We start from the raw sequence: 16,768 nt of genomic DNA on the forward strand, positions 1-16,768 counted from the left end.
TCCCGCTCGATAGTACAAAAAAATGGCTGCCAGAAATGACTTCTGACAGCCCGAAAAAAAGAGGACAGACTTTTGGTCTGCCCTCTTGTCCTTGCCAAGCGTTCTAGATCCACACCCAGTAAACGAAGACGATTACTGCAAGCAGGATCACGAACAGCCCGGCGAAAATGCTGATCCGTGCGAACTCGTGGCCTTTTTGATCCATGTGCATCCAAACAAACAGTTGGAAGAACGCCTGGATGAAAGCCAAGACGACGATGAACGGTACGGTAAAACCTACCGGAATCACTTCATACGCAACAGCAATAAATGCAAGTGCGGTCAATACGAGAGATCCGATGAAAGCTACAACGTGTCTTTTTGGACCGTCGTGTTTTACTTTCGGCTTGCGTACCTCTTCATTATGAGCGTGTGCTCCCATAGATTATCCCACCTTTCCACCGATCATACCCATGAGATATACCACGGTAAAGATGAATACCCATACTACGTCGATAAAGTGCCAGTACAAGCAGGCCAGGTAGAACTTAGGAGCCGTTACTACCGTCAAGCCTTTCTTCACTGCCGACAACTGCAACAAAGTGATCCAGAGAATCCCGAACGCTACGTGACCCCCGTGGAAGCCAACCAATGTGTAGAACGCAGAGCCGAACGCACTTGTCGAGATTTTATGTCCTTCATGCACATAATGCACAAACTCATAAATCTCCAGGGCAAGGAATCCGAGACCGAGCAATACAGTGATGGTCAGCCAAACTTGAATCATTTTCAAGTTTTTCTTGTGCAGAGCGAGTGTAGCCATAACACTTGTCATCGAACTGGTAAGCAAAAGAAGTGTTGCAGCTGCAACCAGCGGCATGTCAAACAGTTGCTGGGACGTCGGTCCGCCGTTTGCTTGATCACGCAGCGCGATAAAAGTTGCGAACAACGAACCGAAAAGAACAGTCTCTCCACCAAGGAAGAGCCAGAAGCCAAGAATCTTGTTCTTGCCTTCAAGGGTGGCTTTTTCCGGTTCATCAGGTAAAACTGCATTTGCGTGATGTGTAGCCATTAAGCCTTAACCCCTTTCTCTTCGATTTCATCCTCATGAATATGATAACCAGGATCGTCTTTTACAGAACGTGCGAACATACATCCGAAAGTCAAAATCAAGCCGATCGCTACTACAACGTAGTTGTGGTACATGAAGCCATAGCCTGCAATGAACAGACCGACGGACATCAGGAACGGCAGGAACGATGGCGATGGCATGTGGATGTCACCGAGCGGTTCAGCAGGTGTCATGCCTTTGTTGCCAGCCATTTTCTCGATCCAGAATGCATCCAGACCACGCACCAGAGGTGTTTGGGCAAAGTTGTACTCAGGCGGCGGCGACGGAATTGTCCACTCCAGCGAGCGTCCATCCCACGGGTCCGCAGGTGCGCGTTTGCCTTTTGCTGCAACGACAACGTTGATGAGGAACAGGATTGTACCGATCGTCATACCGAATACACCGATGGTACTGATAAAGTTCCCTACATCCAGGTCCTGACCTTTCAGGTATGTGAAGACGCGGCGCGGCATCCCCATCAGACCAAGGAAGTGTTGCGGGAAGAAGGTAAGATGGAAACCGATGAAGAACGTCCAGAAGTTCCATTTACCGATTGTTTCATTCAGCATTTTACCGAACATTTTCGGCCACCAGTAGTAAAGACCGGCGAACAGACCGAAGACGAGACCCCCTACGATAACGTAGTGGAAGTGAGCTACTACGAAGTAGCTGTCATGGTATTGGTAGTCAGCTGGCGGAACCGCGAGCATAACCCCTGTCATACCACCGATCGTAAATGTCGGAATGAAGCCTACTGCAAACAAGTTTGCGGTAGGGAAGCGAATTTGTCCGCCCCACATGGTCAAAAGCCAGTTAAAGATTTTAATACCCGTAGGTACCGCAATCAGCATCGTAGCCAGACCGAACAGCGTGTTGGCAATGGCGCCCAAACCAGTTGTGAACATGTGGTGAGCCCACACCATGAAGCCGAGGAAGCCGATCAGCGCAGTTGCGAATACCATGGAGCTGTAACCGAACAGGCGCTTTCTTGCAAAGGTGGAGATAATTTCAGAAATAACACCGAATGCCGGGAGAATCAGGATGTATACTTCGGGGTGACCGAAGATCCAGAACAAGTGCTCCCAAATGACAACGTTACCACCCGCATCCGGGTTGAAGAAGTTACCGCCAAACAAACGGTCGAACATCAAGAGAACCAGACCTACTGTAATCGCCGGGAAAGCGAACAGAATCAGACCGGATGTAATAAAAGACGCCCAGGTGAACATTGGCATGCGCATGAATGTCATCCCTGGAGCACGCATGTTGATGATGGTAACAAGGAAGTTGATACCACCGATCAGCGTACCGAGACCGGCAATTTGCAAACCGAGAACGTAGAAGTCTACTCCGCGGCCGCTATATTGGTTCAAAGCCAAAGTGGTATAAGATGTCCATCCGGCATCTGGTGCTCCGCCAAGGAACCAGCTGGTGTTCAGGAGCACTCCTCCGAAGAAGAACAACCAGAAACCGAGAGCGTTAACAAAAGGGAACGCTACGTCGCGCGCTCCGATTTGAAGCGGAACGACTGCGTTCATCAGCGCGAAAATGACTGGCATGACCGCCAAGAAAATCATCGTCGTGCCGTGCATGGTAATCAATTCGTTAAACGTCTTGGCACCAACTACAGAAGCTTCTGGATACATCAACTGCAAACGGATCAACAGGGCCTCATAACCACCGGCGAGAAAGAAAATACCACCGGCAATCAAGTACAGGATCGCGATCTTCTTGTGATCCACTGTCGTGAGCCAGTCCCACAGCCCTGAACGTTTTGGTGCGGGTGCGTGAGAAGCATGTGCAGACACAGGTTTACCTCCTTTTTAAGCGTCACTGCCTATGACGAAATGTCATTTCATTACGGTAGTTACTTCACGCTGAGTGTAGACATGTACTCTACAAGCGCTTTCACTTGTGCATCGTCGAGGTTGAGGTTAGGCATGTTGTTGCCCGGTTTTACCTTTTGCGGATCTTTGAGCCACTCTGCCAGATTTTCAGGCGTGTGGGCAAGAATACCTGCTACGCGTTCGCGATCTGCGAAGTTGGTCAGGTTTGGACCCAGTTTTCCGCCTTTTCCAGCGATGGCGTGACAGCCGAGACAGCTTTTGTTGAAGATTTCTTGACCTTGTGCAGCACTTGGAGCTGTAGCGGCTACCGGCTCTTTGGACTGAACGCCCTTCATGCCGTTTGCCCAGCTGTCAAATGCAGTCTGGTCCATTACTTCTACCTTGAAGTCCATCAAGGCATGGGACGCTCCACAGAGCTCCGCGCATTTTCCGTAGAAAATACCTGTTTTGTCTGCTTGCAGCCAAATCTTGTTTTCTTGTCCCGGGTTGGTATCGATTTTACCGCCCAGAGCAGGAATCCAGAATGCGTGCATAACGTCAGCAGAGGTCACTTGGAACTGAACCTTTTTGCCAACTGGCAGAACCAGGTCTTGTGCGGTTGCTACTCCCAGATCCGGATACTCGAACTCCCACCAGAACTGGTGAGCGGTTACCTTCACTTGAAGCGCTTCCTCTTTTGGAAATTCCTTGTGCAGGGCGAAACCGGTTGTAACGGTTGGAATCGCCATCACAATCAGGAGCAGGAAAGGAATTACTGTCCAAAGAATCTCAAGTGCATGATTGCCTTCGACCTGCTTTGGAACGCCTTGCTGCCCTGGACGCTTACGGTATCGGATAAGGACGTACGTAAAGATCAGCATAACGACAATGAAGACGCCGATCATGATAGCGGAGGACAGCTTCATCAGGTCATACTGCATCGAAGCAACCGGGCCGGAAGGCTTGAGCGCTGAGAGCTCATCTTTGCCACACCCGGTTAACACCAGCGCCAGCAGACCAAACAGAGAAAGCTGACGCCAAAACTGTTGCCAACCCTTCATACCAATGAACCCCTCTTTCTTCGTGTTGGTAACGTTCTAGCCACGCATACAAACTAGAAGCTTTTTGCTCTTTCAATTTTGCACAAGGATGGCTATCTATTCCTTCCCCAACTATCATACCCAATCAGGAAAAGTATTAGCAGTCATCCCAAAAACAAACAGAAGGAGCAAAAGGGCCGAGATTGCAGACTCCTGCCAATGCGTGGTAACCATTTAAGTATACATAAATTTTCCTTAATCTAAAGGCTATTTGTTATCATTTTGTTAACAAATTTATGAACAAATTTGTGAACTTTTAAGATAAATGTAACCAGTTTAGGCAACTTAAAGGAGAAATATATGAAAAAAAGACCAATTGCACTAATCACTGGCTCCTCCAGCGGCTTCGGCATGCACGCTTCTGTGGCATTAGTCAAGGCTGGATTTTACGTAATTGCTTCCATGCGCGACCCGCAAAAAAGAGGCCCACTTGACAAACTCGCAAACTTGCATATAGCAACCGAACATATGGAAGTGATTTCCTTGGATGTCACCAGCCCTCCCCAGATCGAATAGGCGATCGCCGACATCGCGGATCGCCACGGGCGAATCGACCTGTTGCTCAACAATGCCGGATGCGCATACGGAGGCTTCAGCGAATCGTTGCGCCTGGAGCTGGATCGAACGGATCGCAACCAAAAAGCTGGCTCCTTCGAAAAACGATTGACGCGCGCGCAGCAAAAAGGACAGCCCCGTCTTTTCGCAGATGGACGGGGCTGTCCCGGCAACAATGGCACCTCTATGTGTTTTCCGAGCGGATCGCACGAAGCAGCCATGTATGCTGCAAGTATTCGGCCACACCGTAAAAGATGGCGACAAATCCCGCTCCCATTGCCGAGATTTGGGCATCAGGCAAAAAGACGATGCTGCCGTATACAATCAGAAAACCGATGATAAAATCAATGGCGGTTGTAAGCCACAGACTGCCCGGAGCCAGAATGGCCCTGTCCAGAAAAAATCCGGCAAGAGCAAGGACAAAGCCGACACCGACAGACTGGTACAGGTTCGCAAAATTCACCTCGGGAAAGAGGGCATCAGCCAAAACAACCAAGATCGGGCTTACCAGAAGCTTCATCAAAAGACCGTCCACGTGTGTTTCCACTCCTTTGCTGAGGTCTTCTCAGTATGCCCCGCTTTCCAGCGGCAATCCTCGCGGCAACAAGCCTCCGTCCTCAATGCAGCCACTGCTTGATCCAGTCATCCATCGGCTTGTAGATGATTTCCATCGCATAGACAGGGTTGGGCACAAGACCAAATTGTGTAGCGGCATACATCCCGACACTGATCACGAGCATGACGATAAACACAATCGTTTCTTTTCGCTGTTTCTTGCGGATCAGCCTGGGCAGCTCGTACAGACTGACGACGATGGAGATGAAGACTACCGTCAATACCGACATGACTCCCCCTCCTGATCACTCATTTTTCCTTGAAAGCGTTGTTGATCGTTCCCAGTCGCCTGATTTTCACTTCTGCCTTGATGTGAACCGGGAGCTTGGCAAATTCCTTGTTCCAGTTTTTTTCGAGTTGTTTCCACACCTTCGGATACTGGCGGTGGATGACATCTCCGAATCCGAAAATGTCCACTTCATGCTGCTTCGCATAAGTGACCGCCCGCATTCCTGTAGCAACCATGCCTTTTTCGGCTTCTTTTTGGATTTCTTCGATCGTCTCCATTTTGGTCAGGTCGATTTTGCACTGCACTTCGCCGATGTCATTTTCCAGGTGAATATCGACCATGATTTCCGGCTTGCCATTTTTCAGGATGGCTTTCACCTTGGAGTTCGACTTCATAATTTCCATCGTCAGGCGCCCTCCCCCTTTGCACGGAAGGCTGCCAGCCGTACTTTTGACATTTCCGGTTATGTAGTTGTACGCCTTGCTGTCCTTCTCGTTGAGCCAGCCAATCAGCTTGTCTCCCCGAAAGGCAGCGAGTGTCGTGTACTGCAAAAGCACGTTGGAATCAATCTGCTCCACATTTTCGCGCTGATCCCCTTCCTCCGGCGAGCCTGTCAGCTTTATGCCCGTCAGTACCGCCTGTTTGCCCTTATTCGTCAAGTCCGCAATCAGTTGATCAAGGGTAATCGCGGCGGTTGGCGCCCACGCTTTGGACGACGTCTCCAAGGAAGCGAACAGCTCATTGGCGGGAATCTGCTCCAACGGCGTAATGACCTTCAAGATGTTGTGAGCTGTCGTACCGCGAGCCACAGCAATGTAAAAATCCGTCCGAAACTCGTGATCGCGCGAAACAAAATCAAGCACAGGCGCAATTCCTTCCCGTGCCAGTTCCTCCCCCAAAATCAGCATCCTCGTGTGCGACATATAAATTTTCCGCGGCGATATCGTCGTCATTTTGCGGAGAGCTTCAAATACAGTGGCACCGCTCATCGTAAACAGCGTAACAGGAGCCCTCCCCGGTTTGCCTTTGTTGGCTGCCACCTCAGCCGGGTCCACGACCTGGACAGACACGCTATACCCGGTCTTTACCTTGTCAATTCCGATGCCGACGCAAATCGCCAGATCGTTCAGCTCCTTGCGATTCCAGCAACCGCCCAGCAGGAAGACAAGTGTCAAGCAGAGAAGCACTTTGATGACTTTCATAGAAGTTCACTCCTTGCCTTTTTACCTTAATGCTCTGGCGGCTTCGGCTTCAAATTCGGAGATTGACGGCGCATGTTTCGTTTGGTGATCGACTCTGGGCGTTTGTCCATCATCCAGCGCGGCGCGCGCAAGATCGCATCACGCTGTTCTTTGAAGGAAAACGGGGCGAATGTACTCATGTAGGGTACGCCAAACGAACGCAGGCTGCACAAATGCAGAACCAGCCCAAGCACTCCGACGATAATCCCGTAAATCCCAAAGGAAGCTGCCAAAATCATCAACGGAAACCGGAGAATCCGCACGGGAATCGACATGTTGATCGCGGGAAAAATAAAGCTGGAGATCGCCGTAATCGACACGACGATAACCATCGCTGCCGAGACGATTCCCGCCTCTACCGCCGCCTGTCCGATGACCAGCGTTCCGACAACGGAGATCGCTTGACCGACCGCACGCGGCATGCGGATGCCCGCCTCTCGCAAAATTTCGAACGCGATCTCCATCAACAGCGCCTCTACCAGCGCGGGAAAAGGCACGCCCTCACGCTGCGCGGCCAAGCTGATCAAAAGCTGTGTCGGCAACATCTCCTGATGGAAGGTCGTGATCGCAATATAGAGCGACGGCGCGAGCAAGGCGATAAAAAAGCTGACAAAGCGCAGCATCCGAATCAACGTACTGAAATCAGCCCGCTGGTAGTAGTCTTCAGCCGAATGAAAAAACTCGACAAACAAAGAAGGGACAGTCAAAACGAACGGAGTCCCATCGACTATGATGGCAACTCTCCCCTCCAGCAAATTCGCCGCAACCACATCGGGACGCTCGGAATTGGAAATCGTGGGAAAAGGAGTGTACGCCGCATCCTGTATCAGTTCCTCGATCATCCCGCTCTCCATCAGGCCGTCCACATCAATCCGATCCAGCCTGTTGCGAACCTCCTCGATTACGCCTTCCTCGACCAGACCTTTGATGTACACGACGGCGATCTCGGTCTTCGTCACTTCCCCGATTCGCCTAGTTTCCACCCACATCTTTTCGCTGGCGATCCTTCTGCGCAAAAGAGTGATATTCGTCCGCAGACTTTCCGTAAAGCCTTCCCTCGGCCCGCGAATGACCGTTTGCGCTGTAGGCTCGGTCACTCCCCTGTCTTTCCACTCCTGCAAGCCGATGGCCATTGCTTTTTCATAGCCGTCTATGAGGATGATGACACAGCCGGAAAGCATGGCTGTAAACAGCTCGGGAAAATTGTTGACGTCTCCGATATCTCCAACGGTCAGAACCGCATCCTTTAAAAAAGGGACGAGATCTTCCTCTCGTTCCAGCTCTATTTCTTTGAACCGGGTCTTGTAGAGCAGACTGTTAATCAAAACGCCCTGTACCATGTGCGAGTCGACCATCCCATCCGTGTAGAGGATCGCAGCACGTACAGGCTCCCGGCTATCCAGCACCAGTTCGCGAATTACAATATCATTGCTGTACCCAAGCGACTCTTTCACAAAATGAACATTCTCATCCAGGCGAGGGCCAATCTGAGCCATCTCATTGCTCCTTACATTGGCAATTATTTATCCAGTTTTTCCACCCGAGTCTGTTACTAAACGAAAACATCAAAAAGAAAAGGCGCCCTCCCCCGTTCAATCGGGAAGAGACGCCTTTTCAGCTGGTTTATCCGGCAGCGGGCTTGTTCGGCTCGTCAAAAGACGGATCGTACCATTCTACCTTGTGGTTTTTCTGGATGTCATTCAGCCAGTTGTTGTAGTTCTCGCTGCGGTTTTTATCGGCCAAAACAGATTTGATCTGATCCCGCACCTTTTCAAATTCCGGCGCTGGCGATCCCATCTGCTGTTTGTTTTCATCGTAATATTGTTTCACTTGCTCATCTGTGACCGGGAATGCCTTGTCGAGCAGCTTGTCGCGGGTCATCAGGACAGACATCTTTTCACGAAGCTTCTTTTCGTCTAGCCCCATTCCCTGAAGATAGCTTTGAAAAGCTTCCTCGGAGCCGACTTGCTGTTTCATCGAGGCGATTTCCTTGTCCATTTCCTCTTTGGTGACCTGGATCTTCTGTGCCTTGGCTTCCTGCGAAATCAAAGATTGAGCGACCATCTCATGTATCATTTGCTTGCCGTACGTGCTTTTCATTTCATCGTACAGCTGGTATTGCGTAATCGAGGTATCACCGGCCTTTACCAGAACCGGATCTTTCTTCGCTTCTCCTGCCTGATAGACACCGAGTACAGCCAGTCCGGTCAGTAAAATGGCAACTGAGAGTATGGAAACATCAAACTTCTTCACGTGGATATCCTCTCTTTCAATGTTCTGCCCATCAAGTATAGCCAGGAGATGCGGTAGAAAAATGGAAAAGCCTTTACACAACTTTTCCACATTTTATATCATCATGTGCCGATTTGGCGATCGTCATTCACGGAAAGTGTCACCTTACATGAAAAACCGTGCAAAAAGAGAGGTGAGAACGGAGGCAAGGACGGGACCTAAAACCGCCCATATTTGTAAAAAGCGCTCTTGCTTTCTGCTTCTGTCTCCTTCGATCATCTGTGCCAAATTTTCTTTGTCCCGATTGTCGTTGTTCAGTAGCTGCATGATGATATCTTTCTCTTTGTTTGCTTTTTCTTCTCTCAATTTCAGCTCCGTCTGTAGCTTCGCGATCGCTTGCAACAAATCTATGCGTACGTCTTCCATGCGTTCTAATCTGTGTTCTATGCGTTCCAACCACTTTGTTGCGACTGTCATTTGTCCCTCAAGCTGGTCGATCCTCTCTTCGAATTTGTCCAGTTTCTGGTAGATGCGCTGCATTTGCAAGTCCATGTCTCTTTGGTTGTCCTGTTGCCCCGGCGTCATAGGTTCCACCTCCTCCGTCCTTTGTAATAATGGTTTATGTTGCGCAGTCAGCCATTGCTTGTACGGTTATCCCTTTCCTCTTCACCCGCAAGCAAAAAAGGCTGTGCACAGCGTTTTTCCAAAAAGCTGGGTTTTCGGCTACAATAGGGGGATGACCGATTGCCATTTGCTTTGGCGAGAAGGAGGAACTTATGAAAGCCTTGCTGGAAGTCAACAACGTAACGGGCGGCTACTCCCCGAGCCGTGCCGTCATCCAAAATATTTCCTTTGATATTCATGCTCACGAAATCGTCGCCTTGATCGGACTGAACGGAGCAGGGAAAAGCACGACGATTAAGCATATTCTGGGTCTTTTGCAGCCGCTGGAAGGCTCTATCCACATTGCAGGCCAAACCTTTCAATCCGATCCCGACCACTATCGGCTCTCTTACGGCTACATCCCGGAATCTCCCATCTATTACGAGGAACTGACACTTTGGGAGCATATCGAGCTGATGGCGATGAGCCACGGTTTGACAAAAGAGCAGCTTGACCAGCGAGCTTCCGTCCTGCTCAAAGAATTTCGCATGGAGGAAATGAAAAACCGTTTTCCGCAGCAGTTCTCCAAAGGGATGCGGCAAAAATTGATGATCATGATGGCGCTTCTCGTCCAGCCGCCTCTGTATATCGTCGACGAACCGATCCTTGGTCTTGATCCGCTCGGGATACGCTCTTTGCTCACCTGGCTGGAGCGCTGCAAGGAGCAAGGGGCAGGCATCCTCATGTCTACACACATCTTGGCGACCGCAGAGAAGTATTGCGATCGTTTTATCCTGCTCCACAAAGGACAAATCAAGGCCCAGGGCACGCTTGCAGAGCTTCGCCAGTTCACAGGTCTGACCAACCATTCGTTGGATGACATCTACTTACATATCGTAGAGGATGAAAAACAGTGAAGATGGATATGGAGCAGCTGTTTCAAAAAAGATTGCACGCCTTTTCCACAGAGTTCATCAAATACGCGCAATACATGGCCAATGGCGGTGTCTTGTTTGTCGCCGTTTTCCTTGCCGGATTGATCTCCATGTACTACCGCAGCATAATCGAACTGATTCCGGCCTGGTTTCCACTCGTCCACGCACTGGCACTGGTTATGGCCATCGTGGTGACGCGCAGTCCGCACCGCACCTTTTTGCTGGAAGCAGACCTGATTTTCCTCACTCCGCACGAGACGCGGCTCGCTGGCTATTTTCGCCGGGCGCAGGTCTATAACTTTTTCGTCCAAAGCGTGGGACTGTTTGTGCTGGTTCTCTTGCTCTTCCCTATGTACACAAATGCTGCGGGAGCGGACAAAATACAGCTCTGGCTGTACTGGCTGATTCCGTTTTTGCTGAAGGGCTGGAATGTTCACAGCAGCTGGATTTTTTTGCGCCTGCCTGCCGTCCAAGCACAGCGCCTGTTCTTTGCCGCCCGCTTTTTGCTGTCCTATCTGATTCTTGCCTGGATTTTCAGTGCGGGGCAATTTCTCACTTTTGGATATGTGCCTTGTGGGGCCGTCCTTAGCGCCCTTTTGCTTGTCTGGCTCCATCGGCAAATGCGCAAAGTGCAGGCCCAGCATCCGCTCAAATGGTATCGGCTGCTGGCGATGGAAAACGGGTTGCGTCAGCGGTTTTATCAGATCATGAACAACTTCCGGGACGTTCCTGCCTTGCAGCATCAGGTGAAGCCGCGCTTTTGGCTGACCCGCCTGGCGCAGCTTCTGCCTTACAGTCCGGCTCATACGGCGCGTCATTTGTACGCCCGGACGTTCATTCGCTCCGGGGATTACGCCGGGATTTACGCCCGCCTCGTCTGCCTGGGCATCATCGTCATTCTCGTCCTGCCGAACCTGTACGCCAAAGCGATTGCTGCCGCTCTCTTGCTGCTGATGACAGCAAGTCAGCTGGGCGGCATCTGGCGACAACAAGGCAAGCGAGCCAGCCACCAGCTTTTCCCTGTTCCGCCTTCCGAGCAAAAGCGCGCATTTGTCTGGCTGCGCTCGACCTTGCTGCTGTTTCAGGGCGTCGTGCACATCGCCGTACTTTTGTGGTAACCAGCACCTTTTCGCTGCCAACAAAAACAGCCCTTCGCTTGGCAAGAAAGCCAGTGCGAAGGGCTGTTTTGTTTCGGGCAAAGCTTACAAGCGGAACGTATCCACTTTTCTGCGCAACTCCTGGATGCTTTCGGTAACGTCCTGAATTTCGACGACAAACTGGTCCACGTTGCCGCTGACGTCATGAATTGTAGCCGACACCTCTTCGGTCGCAGCGGCTGTCTGTTCGGAAATCGCCGTTACGGTCAATACGGATTCGTTCACCTTGTTTTGACCGTGCTTCATGGTTTCAACGCTTGCAATCACATTGGCCAGCGAAGTTTTGAGCGTGTTCGTCATCGTGGACAGCTCGGTGATTCCTTTTGCCACCGAATCGAGGCGCTGTGTTCCGGCATTGTAACGGTTCAAAGTTCCGTTCGTTTTTTCGGCTGCCTGCTTCACCTGATCCTGGATGTCCTTGATGCTCTCCTGAATGACCAGCGTTGCCGCTCCTGTCTGCTCAGCCAGTTTGCGCACCTCGTCTGCAACCACGGCAAAGCCGCGACCTGCTTCCCCGGCCCGGGCGCTCTCGATGGCAGCGTTCAGCGCGAGCAAGTTCGTCTGTCCTGCAATTTGCTGGATCGTTTCAATTACGTCATTGATTCGGCGCGATTTTTCCTCCAAAATCATCATCGTGTTTTGGACATCGTGGAACTGGTTGTTCGTTTCCGTTCCGTCAGCCAAAAACTCCTGCAATACTGTGTAGCTGCTCTGGCCGATGTCAGCTACCTGGTTAGAGACAGCATCCATCGCTTCGATCGCGCTGTTCAGCTCGGACAGCTCGCTCAAAAATTCTTGAACCGTTTGCACGGTAGTTTCCATCGCCGTTGCCGTTTGTTCATTGCCAGATGCGATCTCCTGGCTCGTAACCACGATATTTTTATTTTGCTCGCGAACAGAGGAAGCGCCTTCCCGAATGGAAACAGCCATATTGTCGATGCGCTCTGTCGTCTCCTTGACGCCGCCGATAATTTGGCGAAGCTGTGTTGTCATCTCGCTAAAAGCGACAACGATCCGGCCGATTTCATCATTTCGCTTCGTGACGGCGATCTTCGCGTCTGTCAAATCGCCTCCAGCGATCCTCGCCGAGGCTTCCTGTACGATTCCCAGCGGACGCAGCATTCTTTTCACCACGAAGTAGACCGCAATCAAAGCGACTATCGTCACCGCCGCCATGGAAATAATGATGCGCGGCATCGTTTCACTCAGTACAAGCTCGTTGATCAGCTCGACCTTTTCCGCAGCGGTATCGACACCGAGAATAGCCATAACTTGCCCGGACTTGTCCTGGATCGGTGCAAACGCACTCAGATACGAACCGTAAACCGGATCATTGACGATGGGCGTATTGCTCGTTCCGCCTTGAAGCACGGGCGCGATGTCTGCAAAGGTGGTCGAAGTCGTAGGCTGTCCGATCGTGAAGCTATCCTCGACCATGCCGTCCGCCATGATTTTGACCTTCTCTCCATCTGCCTGGAGAATGTATACGTATAGCGCTCCCGTCTTGTCCATGTACTCTTTCAGCGTCTTTTGGATGGACATGTACTCGTCATTTTTCTCGGGCTTGGCCAAGAAACTGGCGAGCTTCTCTGTATCGATGCCTGCCGCTACATGCATCGCGGTTCCAATACTTGAGCGTGAAAGCGTCCGTTCGATCGTGGTTGCGCTGTTTTGATTGATCATGAAGACGTTGACTGCCATCGTCAAAACGACAATCACAGCCACGAGCGCGACCACCCGACTAGCCAAGCTCTTGTTCATCCTTTCTCACTTCCCCTTTTCTCTGTACGATAGATTAATAGATCGATAATTCCCCCACAGAAGTTTCTTCAAACAAAAAACGCCTCAAAGGGCGCTTTTGTACTGAACTCCCTATTTGTCTTATCGACAAAAAGGAGCCTATTTATTAACTGAATATGACCCTAATTTTGCCAAAATCATGAAACGATGGTTAGGAATATCCACATAGCCGATCGGCTCCATTTTCTTTTGCAAAGCAAGCAGCGCTTCCGCGTATTGCTCTACCGCGAAGTCGCGAATCTGCCATTCGATCGCCTTCAAATAGTAGACGATTGCCCCGACGTCATAGAAACGGGTGAAGCTCATTTCCTCTTTTTGCTGCAAAATGACAAAGCCTGCGTCCTGTAGCTCGGCGGCTGCAAAAGCCAGATTCCAGTGCAAATAATCGGGAGGAATCGGCGCTCCGAGCAAACGGTTCAACTCCAGGTTGTCCTGCCCGCCGACCTGCTGGGTTACGAACGTCCCGGTCGGTTTCAGCAAGCGCGACAGCTCACTCGGCAAATACGATTCATGACGATTGATGATCAGATCAAAAGTGCGATCCGCGAATGGCAGCACATCTTCTCCGTCCGCCTCGACCACCTCGATGCCCAGTGGCGCAAGATTGGCCCGGGCTACTCCTACGTTGGGCTGGTATCCTTCTGTCGCAAACGTTCTCGCCGGATGCGGCTGCAAGGAAGCGAGCAGTTCTCCCCCGCCTGTTCCCATATCGAGCATCGAGTCAATCCCGTTCATCAGCGCTTTGACGATACTCGCATAATTCCAGGTCAGCGGAGCTTCCTGCATTCTCCCTGTCTGGGTGAGCCGCTGAAAATTCCATCCGGCAAATGGCGCTTCTACCTCTCGCTTGAAAATCTCCCATGCTGTTCTTTGTTCCATGATTGATGTCTCCTCCTGTTTCTGTCGTTTGCCTCGAATTGGCTGGATGACGATGATCCAGGTGGAGAACGACAGCGTTCCGAGCGTTGTTATGTCTCGAAAAAGTCAAAAGACATGCCTTCCGCACTCCTTTCACTCACATGTATCCGTCCCGAGACGGAGGGAAAATACTGCCCCAGTACGTTTGGCTGATCAGCGATGCTCTCTATCATGTAAGAATGGAACTGTTCACGGGAGGAATTATTTATGGCAGATTTTGCGGTGCTCGCCGGAACCCACCAAGGCTTGTTTCTCGTTCTGGTCCTCACGACACTCATCCCGGCCCTTATCGCCCATACGCTCGTCTATCAGCCAACCAAACGAGCGCTTGCAAGAAAGACCCGCTTGACTCTGCTGTTTGTCTGGATATCGCTGTCTGTATTCGCCGGACAACTGCTTTTGACCTGGGCGTATTTTCAATCATTCGGTTGGCTTTACATAAAGGACAAAACAATCGGCTTTCTCCCGCTGATCACTGTCCCTGTTATTTGCGTGCTTTTTTTCTCGCTTCCCCGCTTGCTGGACCTGGCTGCAAAGCTGAGCAGATGCAGCAACAAGCCATCTTATATTGTCGATAATCCCGACATGTCTCTGATTGCGCAAAAGGTTGCTTCAGCAGACATGAGTCTTTTGCGGCAAGCAGACCCTTTTTACACTACAGATCATGAGCGGGTGGATGAACATCTCCGAAAAATGATTTCGGCGCCTGAGCTGATCGTTCCCTTGCAGCTTGCCGTTCTGGGCAGTGTCACAGCCTGCTGCCTGCAGCTTACCTTCCCTGCTGTCACGCTGGAGCCATCCACGCTGCTCGTCGCCTGGGTGGTAATGGTGGCTGCCACCTCAGCGCTCTGGATCGTTCAATCATGGCAGCAGCAGCGTTGCTCCCACCCCGGAGAATGGAAGCGCCCTGCGCCGCTTTTTCGTTTTTTGCGGGCAACGGGTGTATTCATGGTCCTGTCCACCGGACTTGTCGCGTTTGGCAGTCAGGCCCTTCAAGCCAGCCTGCTTCCGGAACAGTTCAACATGACCAGTCACACGAACGTCGATACTGGGCTAAGCACAAAGCAACTTGCCCATCTTTCGCACGCTAGTCATGCGCCGGACAGCGGCACTGCGCCCTCGTCGAATGCCAAAACGGTCAGTGTAGCGGACTTGACTGGGCCGCGTGCGGGCACGGCAGAGCGGAAATTCGCATTGACGGCGCAAAAAGCGACGATTCGGCTGCCTTCCGGAAATACGCTGGAAGCCTGGACCTTTAACGGGCAATACCCCGGGCCAGAGCTGCGGCTCAAGCAAGGCGAGCTGGTTGAGATCGTCCTGGAAAACAAAGATATCGCTGATGGCGTCACCATTCACTGGCACGGTCTGAACGTTCCCAACGCCGAAGATGGCGTAGCCGGAGCGACACAGGACGCTGTACTTCCTGGCGAAAAGCACGTCTACCGCTTTCGCGCCGAGCAAGCCGGAACCTTTTGGTACCACTCGCATCAGCAAGCCTCTGTCCAGGTGCGAAAAGGGCTTTTTGGCGCTATGGTGATTGAGCCTGCTGCCAATGCAAATGCATCTCGGTCAGAGCCTGCCATCCGCGATCTTGCCCTCATTCATCACAAACCAAAAGGAGAGGGACCGACGCTGAATGGCGCAGACATGCTTGCCAAGCAAACGGTTGCCCCTGGTACTCCTGTAAGACTTCGTTTCATCAACGCGGAAAACCTGCCCGTCACTTATCAGCTCCTCGGCACTTCTTTTCAAGTGAGCGCCATTGACGGAAACGAAGTCAACGAGCCGAATTTGCTTGCCAACCAAGCGCTGAAGCTTGCTGCCGGAGGGAGATATGACGTCTCCTTTACCATGCCGAATCGCCCCGTCTTGTTCACACAAGCGACCCAAGGCAAAAACCGCGGCAAAGGATTGCTGCTCAGCCCGGACGGAGGCGATGCCTTGCCGAACCTGCAAGCAGACTTGCCGCTGTTCGATCCTGCTCGCTACGGCGCTCCGCTGCCTTTGCCTTTTGATCTCGCCACATCGTACGATCGCGAATACGTTCTGCTGTTTGATGTCGCCTTCGGGATGTACGATGGCCGCATCGACGGTCTGTGGACGATAAACGGCGAGGTGTTTCCCGACACGCCGATGATGCTCGTCCAGGAGGGCGACCTGGTGAAAATGACTTTCGTCAACCGCAGCTTCATGGATCACCCGATGCATCTTCACGGTCATCACATGCTCGTCCTCACACGCAACGGCAGACAGACTACAGGAAGTCCCTGGTGGACGGACACGCTGAATGTAGCGCCGGGCGAGACATACGAAGTCGCCTTTCGCGCTGACAATCCCGGCCTTTGGATGGACCATTGCCACAATCAGGATCACGCCGCGCTTGGCATGAGCATGCATCTTTTGTACGAAGGAGTAACCACTCCCTACGAAGCAGGTCGCGCTACCCGCAATCATCCCGAATAATAGA

The 16,768-nt window shown here is 51.5% G+C and carries 16 protein-coding genes; 3 read left to right on the forward strand and 13 right to left on the reverse strand.

The features are described 5' to 3' along the window. Window positions 1-103: 103 nt before the first annotated feature. From HP435_RS24465 to HP435_RS24515, 11 genes are all read right to left on the reverse strand, one after another. Window positions 104-421: a cytochrome C oxidase subunit IV family protein gene (locus tag HP435_RS24465; protein WP_122964312.1), complete on the reverse strand. Its 318-nt coding sequence runs from the start codon at window positions 419-421 to the stop codon at window positions 104-106. A gap of 3 nt (window positions 422-424) precedes the next feature. Continuing rightward, on the reverse strand, window positions 425-1,051 hold the full coding sequence (locus tag HP435_RS24470) for a cytochrome (ubi)quinol oxidase subunit III (RefSeq protein WP_122964311.1): 627 nt from the start codon (window positions 1,049-1,051) through the stop codon (window positions 425-427). Next, on the reverse strand, window positions 1,051-2,898 hold the full coding sequence (ctaD, locus tag HP435_RS24475; protein WP_122964310.1) for a cytochrome c oxidase subunit I: 1,848 nt from the start codon (window positions 2,896-2,898) through the stop codon (window positions 1,051-1,053). The genes HP435_RS24470 and ctaD overlap by 1 nt, the downstream gene beginning before the upstream one ends. Window positions 2,899-2,957: 59 nt before the next feature. Continuing rightward, window positions 2,958-3,977: a cytochrome c oxidase subunit II gene (gene coxB / locus HP435_RS24480; protein ID WP_122964309.1), complete on the reverse strand. Its 1,020-nt coding sequence runs from the start codon at window positions 3,975-3,977 to the stop codon at window positions 2,958-2,960. Between the two features lie 408 nt (window positions 3,978-4,385). Then, window positions 4,386-4,697 (reverse strand): hypothetical protein, encoded by a 312-nt coding sequence (locus HP435_RS24485; RefSeq protein WP_173598550.1) that lies wholly within the window; start codon window positions 4,695-4,697, stop codon window positions 4,386-4,388. A 58-nt stretch (window positions 4,698-4,755) separates the two neighbouring features. Further along, complete coding sequence (locus HP435_RS24490) at window positions 4,756-5,106, reverse strand: DUF2512 family protein (protein WP_063230832.1); 351 nt, start codon at window positions 5,104-5,106, stop codon at window positions 4,756-4,758. 82 nt (window positions 5,107-5,188) lie between these two features. After that, window positions 5,189-5,416 (reverse strand): hypothetical protein, encoded by a 228-nt coding sequence (locus HP435_RS24495; RefSeq protein WP_122964308.1) that lies wholly within the window; start codon window positions 5,414-5,416, stop codon window positions 5,189-5,191. Between the two features lie 19 nt (window positions 5,417-5,435). Beyond that, window positions 5,436-6,617, reverse strand: a complete 1,182-nt coding sequence (locus tag HP435_RS24500; RefSeq protein ID WP_173596655.1) for a Ger(x)C family spore germination protein — start codon at window positions 6,615-6,617, stop codon at window positions 5,436-5,438. 26 nt (window positions 6,618-6,643) lie between these two features. Beyond that, the gene (locus HP435_RS24505) at window positions 6,644-8,152 is read right to left on the reverse strand and encodes a spore germination protein (RefSeq protein WP_122964306.1); all 1,509 of its coding nucleotides are present in this window, start codon (window positions 8,150-8,152) and stop codon (window positions 6,644-6,646) included. 127 nt (window positions 8,153-8,279) lie between these two features. Further along, window positions 8,280-8,909: a SurA N-terminal domain-containing protein gene (locus HP435_RS24510; RefSeq protein WP_122964305.1), complete on the reverse strand. Its 630-nt coding sequence runs from the start codon at window positions 8,907-8,909 to the stop codon at window positions 8,280-8,282. Window positions 8,910-9,053: 144 nt separating this feature from the next. Continuing rightward, window positions 9,054-9,440, reverse strand: coding sequence for a hypothetical protein (locus tag HP435_RS24515; RefSeq protein ID WP_229049749.1), 387 nt, complete (start codon window positions 9,438-9,440; stop codon window positions 9,054-9,056). A gap of 224 nt (window positions 9,441-9,664) precedes the next feature. Here HP435_RS24515 and HP435_RS24520 point away from each other — a divergent pair, with 224 nt between their 5' ends. Beyond that, on the forward strand, window positions 9,665-10,408 hold the full coding sequence (locus HP435_RS24520) for an ABC transporter ATP-binding protein (protein ID WP_063230827.1): 744 nt from the start codon (window positions 9,665-9,667) through the stop codon (window positions 10,406-10,408). Between the two features lie 2 nt (window positions 10,409-10,410). Beyond that, window positions 10,411-11,544: an ABC transporter permease gene (locus tag HP435_RS24525; RefSeq protein ID WP_217365106.1), complete on the forward strand. Its 1,134-nt coding sequence runs from the start codon at window positions 10,411-10,413 to the stop codon at window positions 11,542-11,544. 84 nt (window positions 11,545-11,628) lie between these two features. Here the strand turns inward: HP435_RS24525 and HP435_RS24530 are convergent, their stop codons facing one another. Both HP435_RS24530 and HP435_RS24535 read right to left on the reverse strand, forming a co-directional pair. Continuing rightward, window positions 11,629-13,344, reverse strand: a complete 1,716-nt coding sequence (locus HP435_RS24530; protein ID WP_122966375.1) for a methyl-accepting chemotaxis protein — start codon at window positions 13,342-13,344, stop codon at window positions 11,629-11,631. A 138-nt stretch (window positions 13,345-13,482) separates the two neighbouring features. After that, window positions 13,483-14,262 (reverse strand): class I SAM-dependent methyltransferase, encoded by a 780-nt coding sequence (locus HP435_RS24535; RefSeq protein ID WP_173596652.1) that lies wholly within the window; start codon window positions 14,260-14,262, stop codon window positions 13,483-13,485. 246 nt (window positions 14,263-14,508) lie between these two features. Between HP435_RS24535 and HP435_RS24540 the strand changes: the two genes are divergently transcribed. Then, window positions 14,509-16,764 carry a multicopper oxidase family protein gene (locus tag HP435_RS24540; RefSeq protein ID WP_173598551.1) on the forward strand — a complete coding sequence of 752 codons (2,256 nt, stop codon included), beginning with the start codon at window positions 14,509-14,511 and terminating at the stop codon, window positions 16,762-16,764. Window positions 16,765-16,768 lie beyond the last annotated feature (4 nt).

This window comes from Brevibacillus sp. HD3.3A, assembly GCF_013284375.2.
Taxonomy (GTDB): domain Bacteria; phylum Bacillota; class Bacilli; order Brevibacillales; family Brevibacillaceae; genus Brevibacillus; species Brevibacillus parabrevis.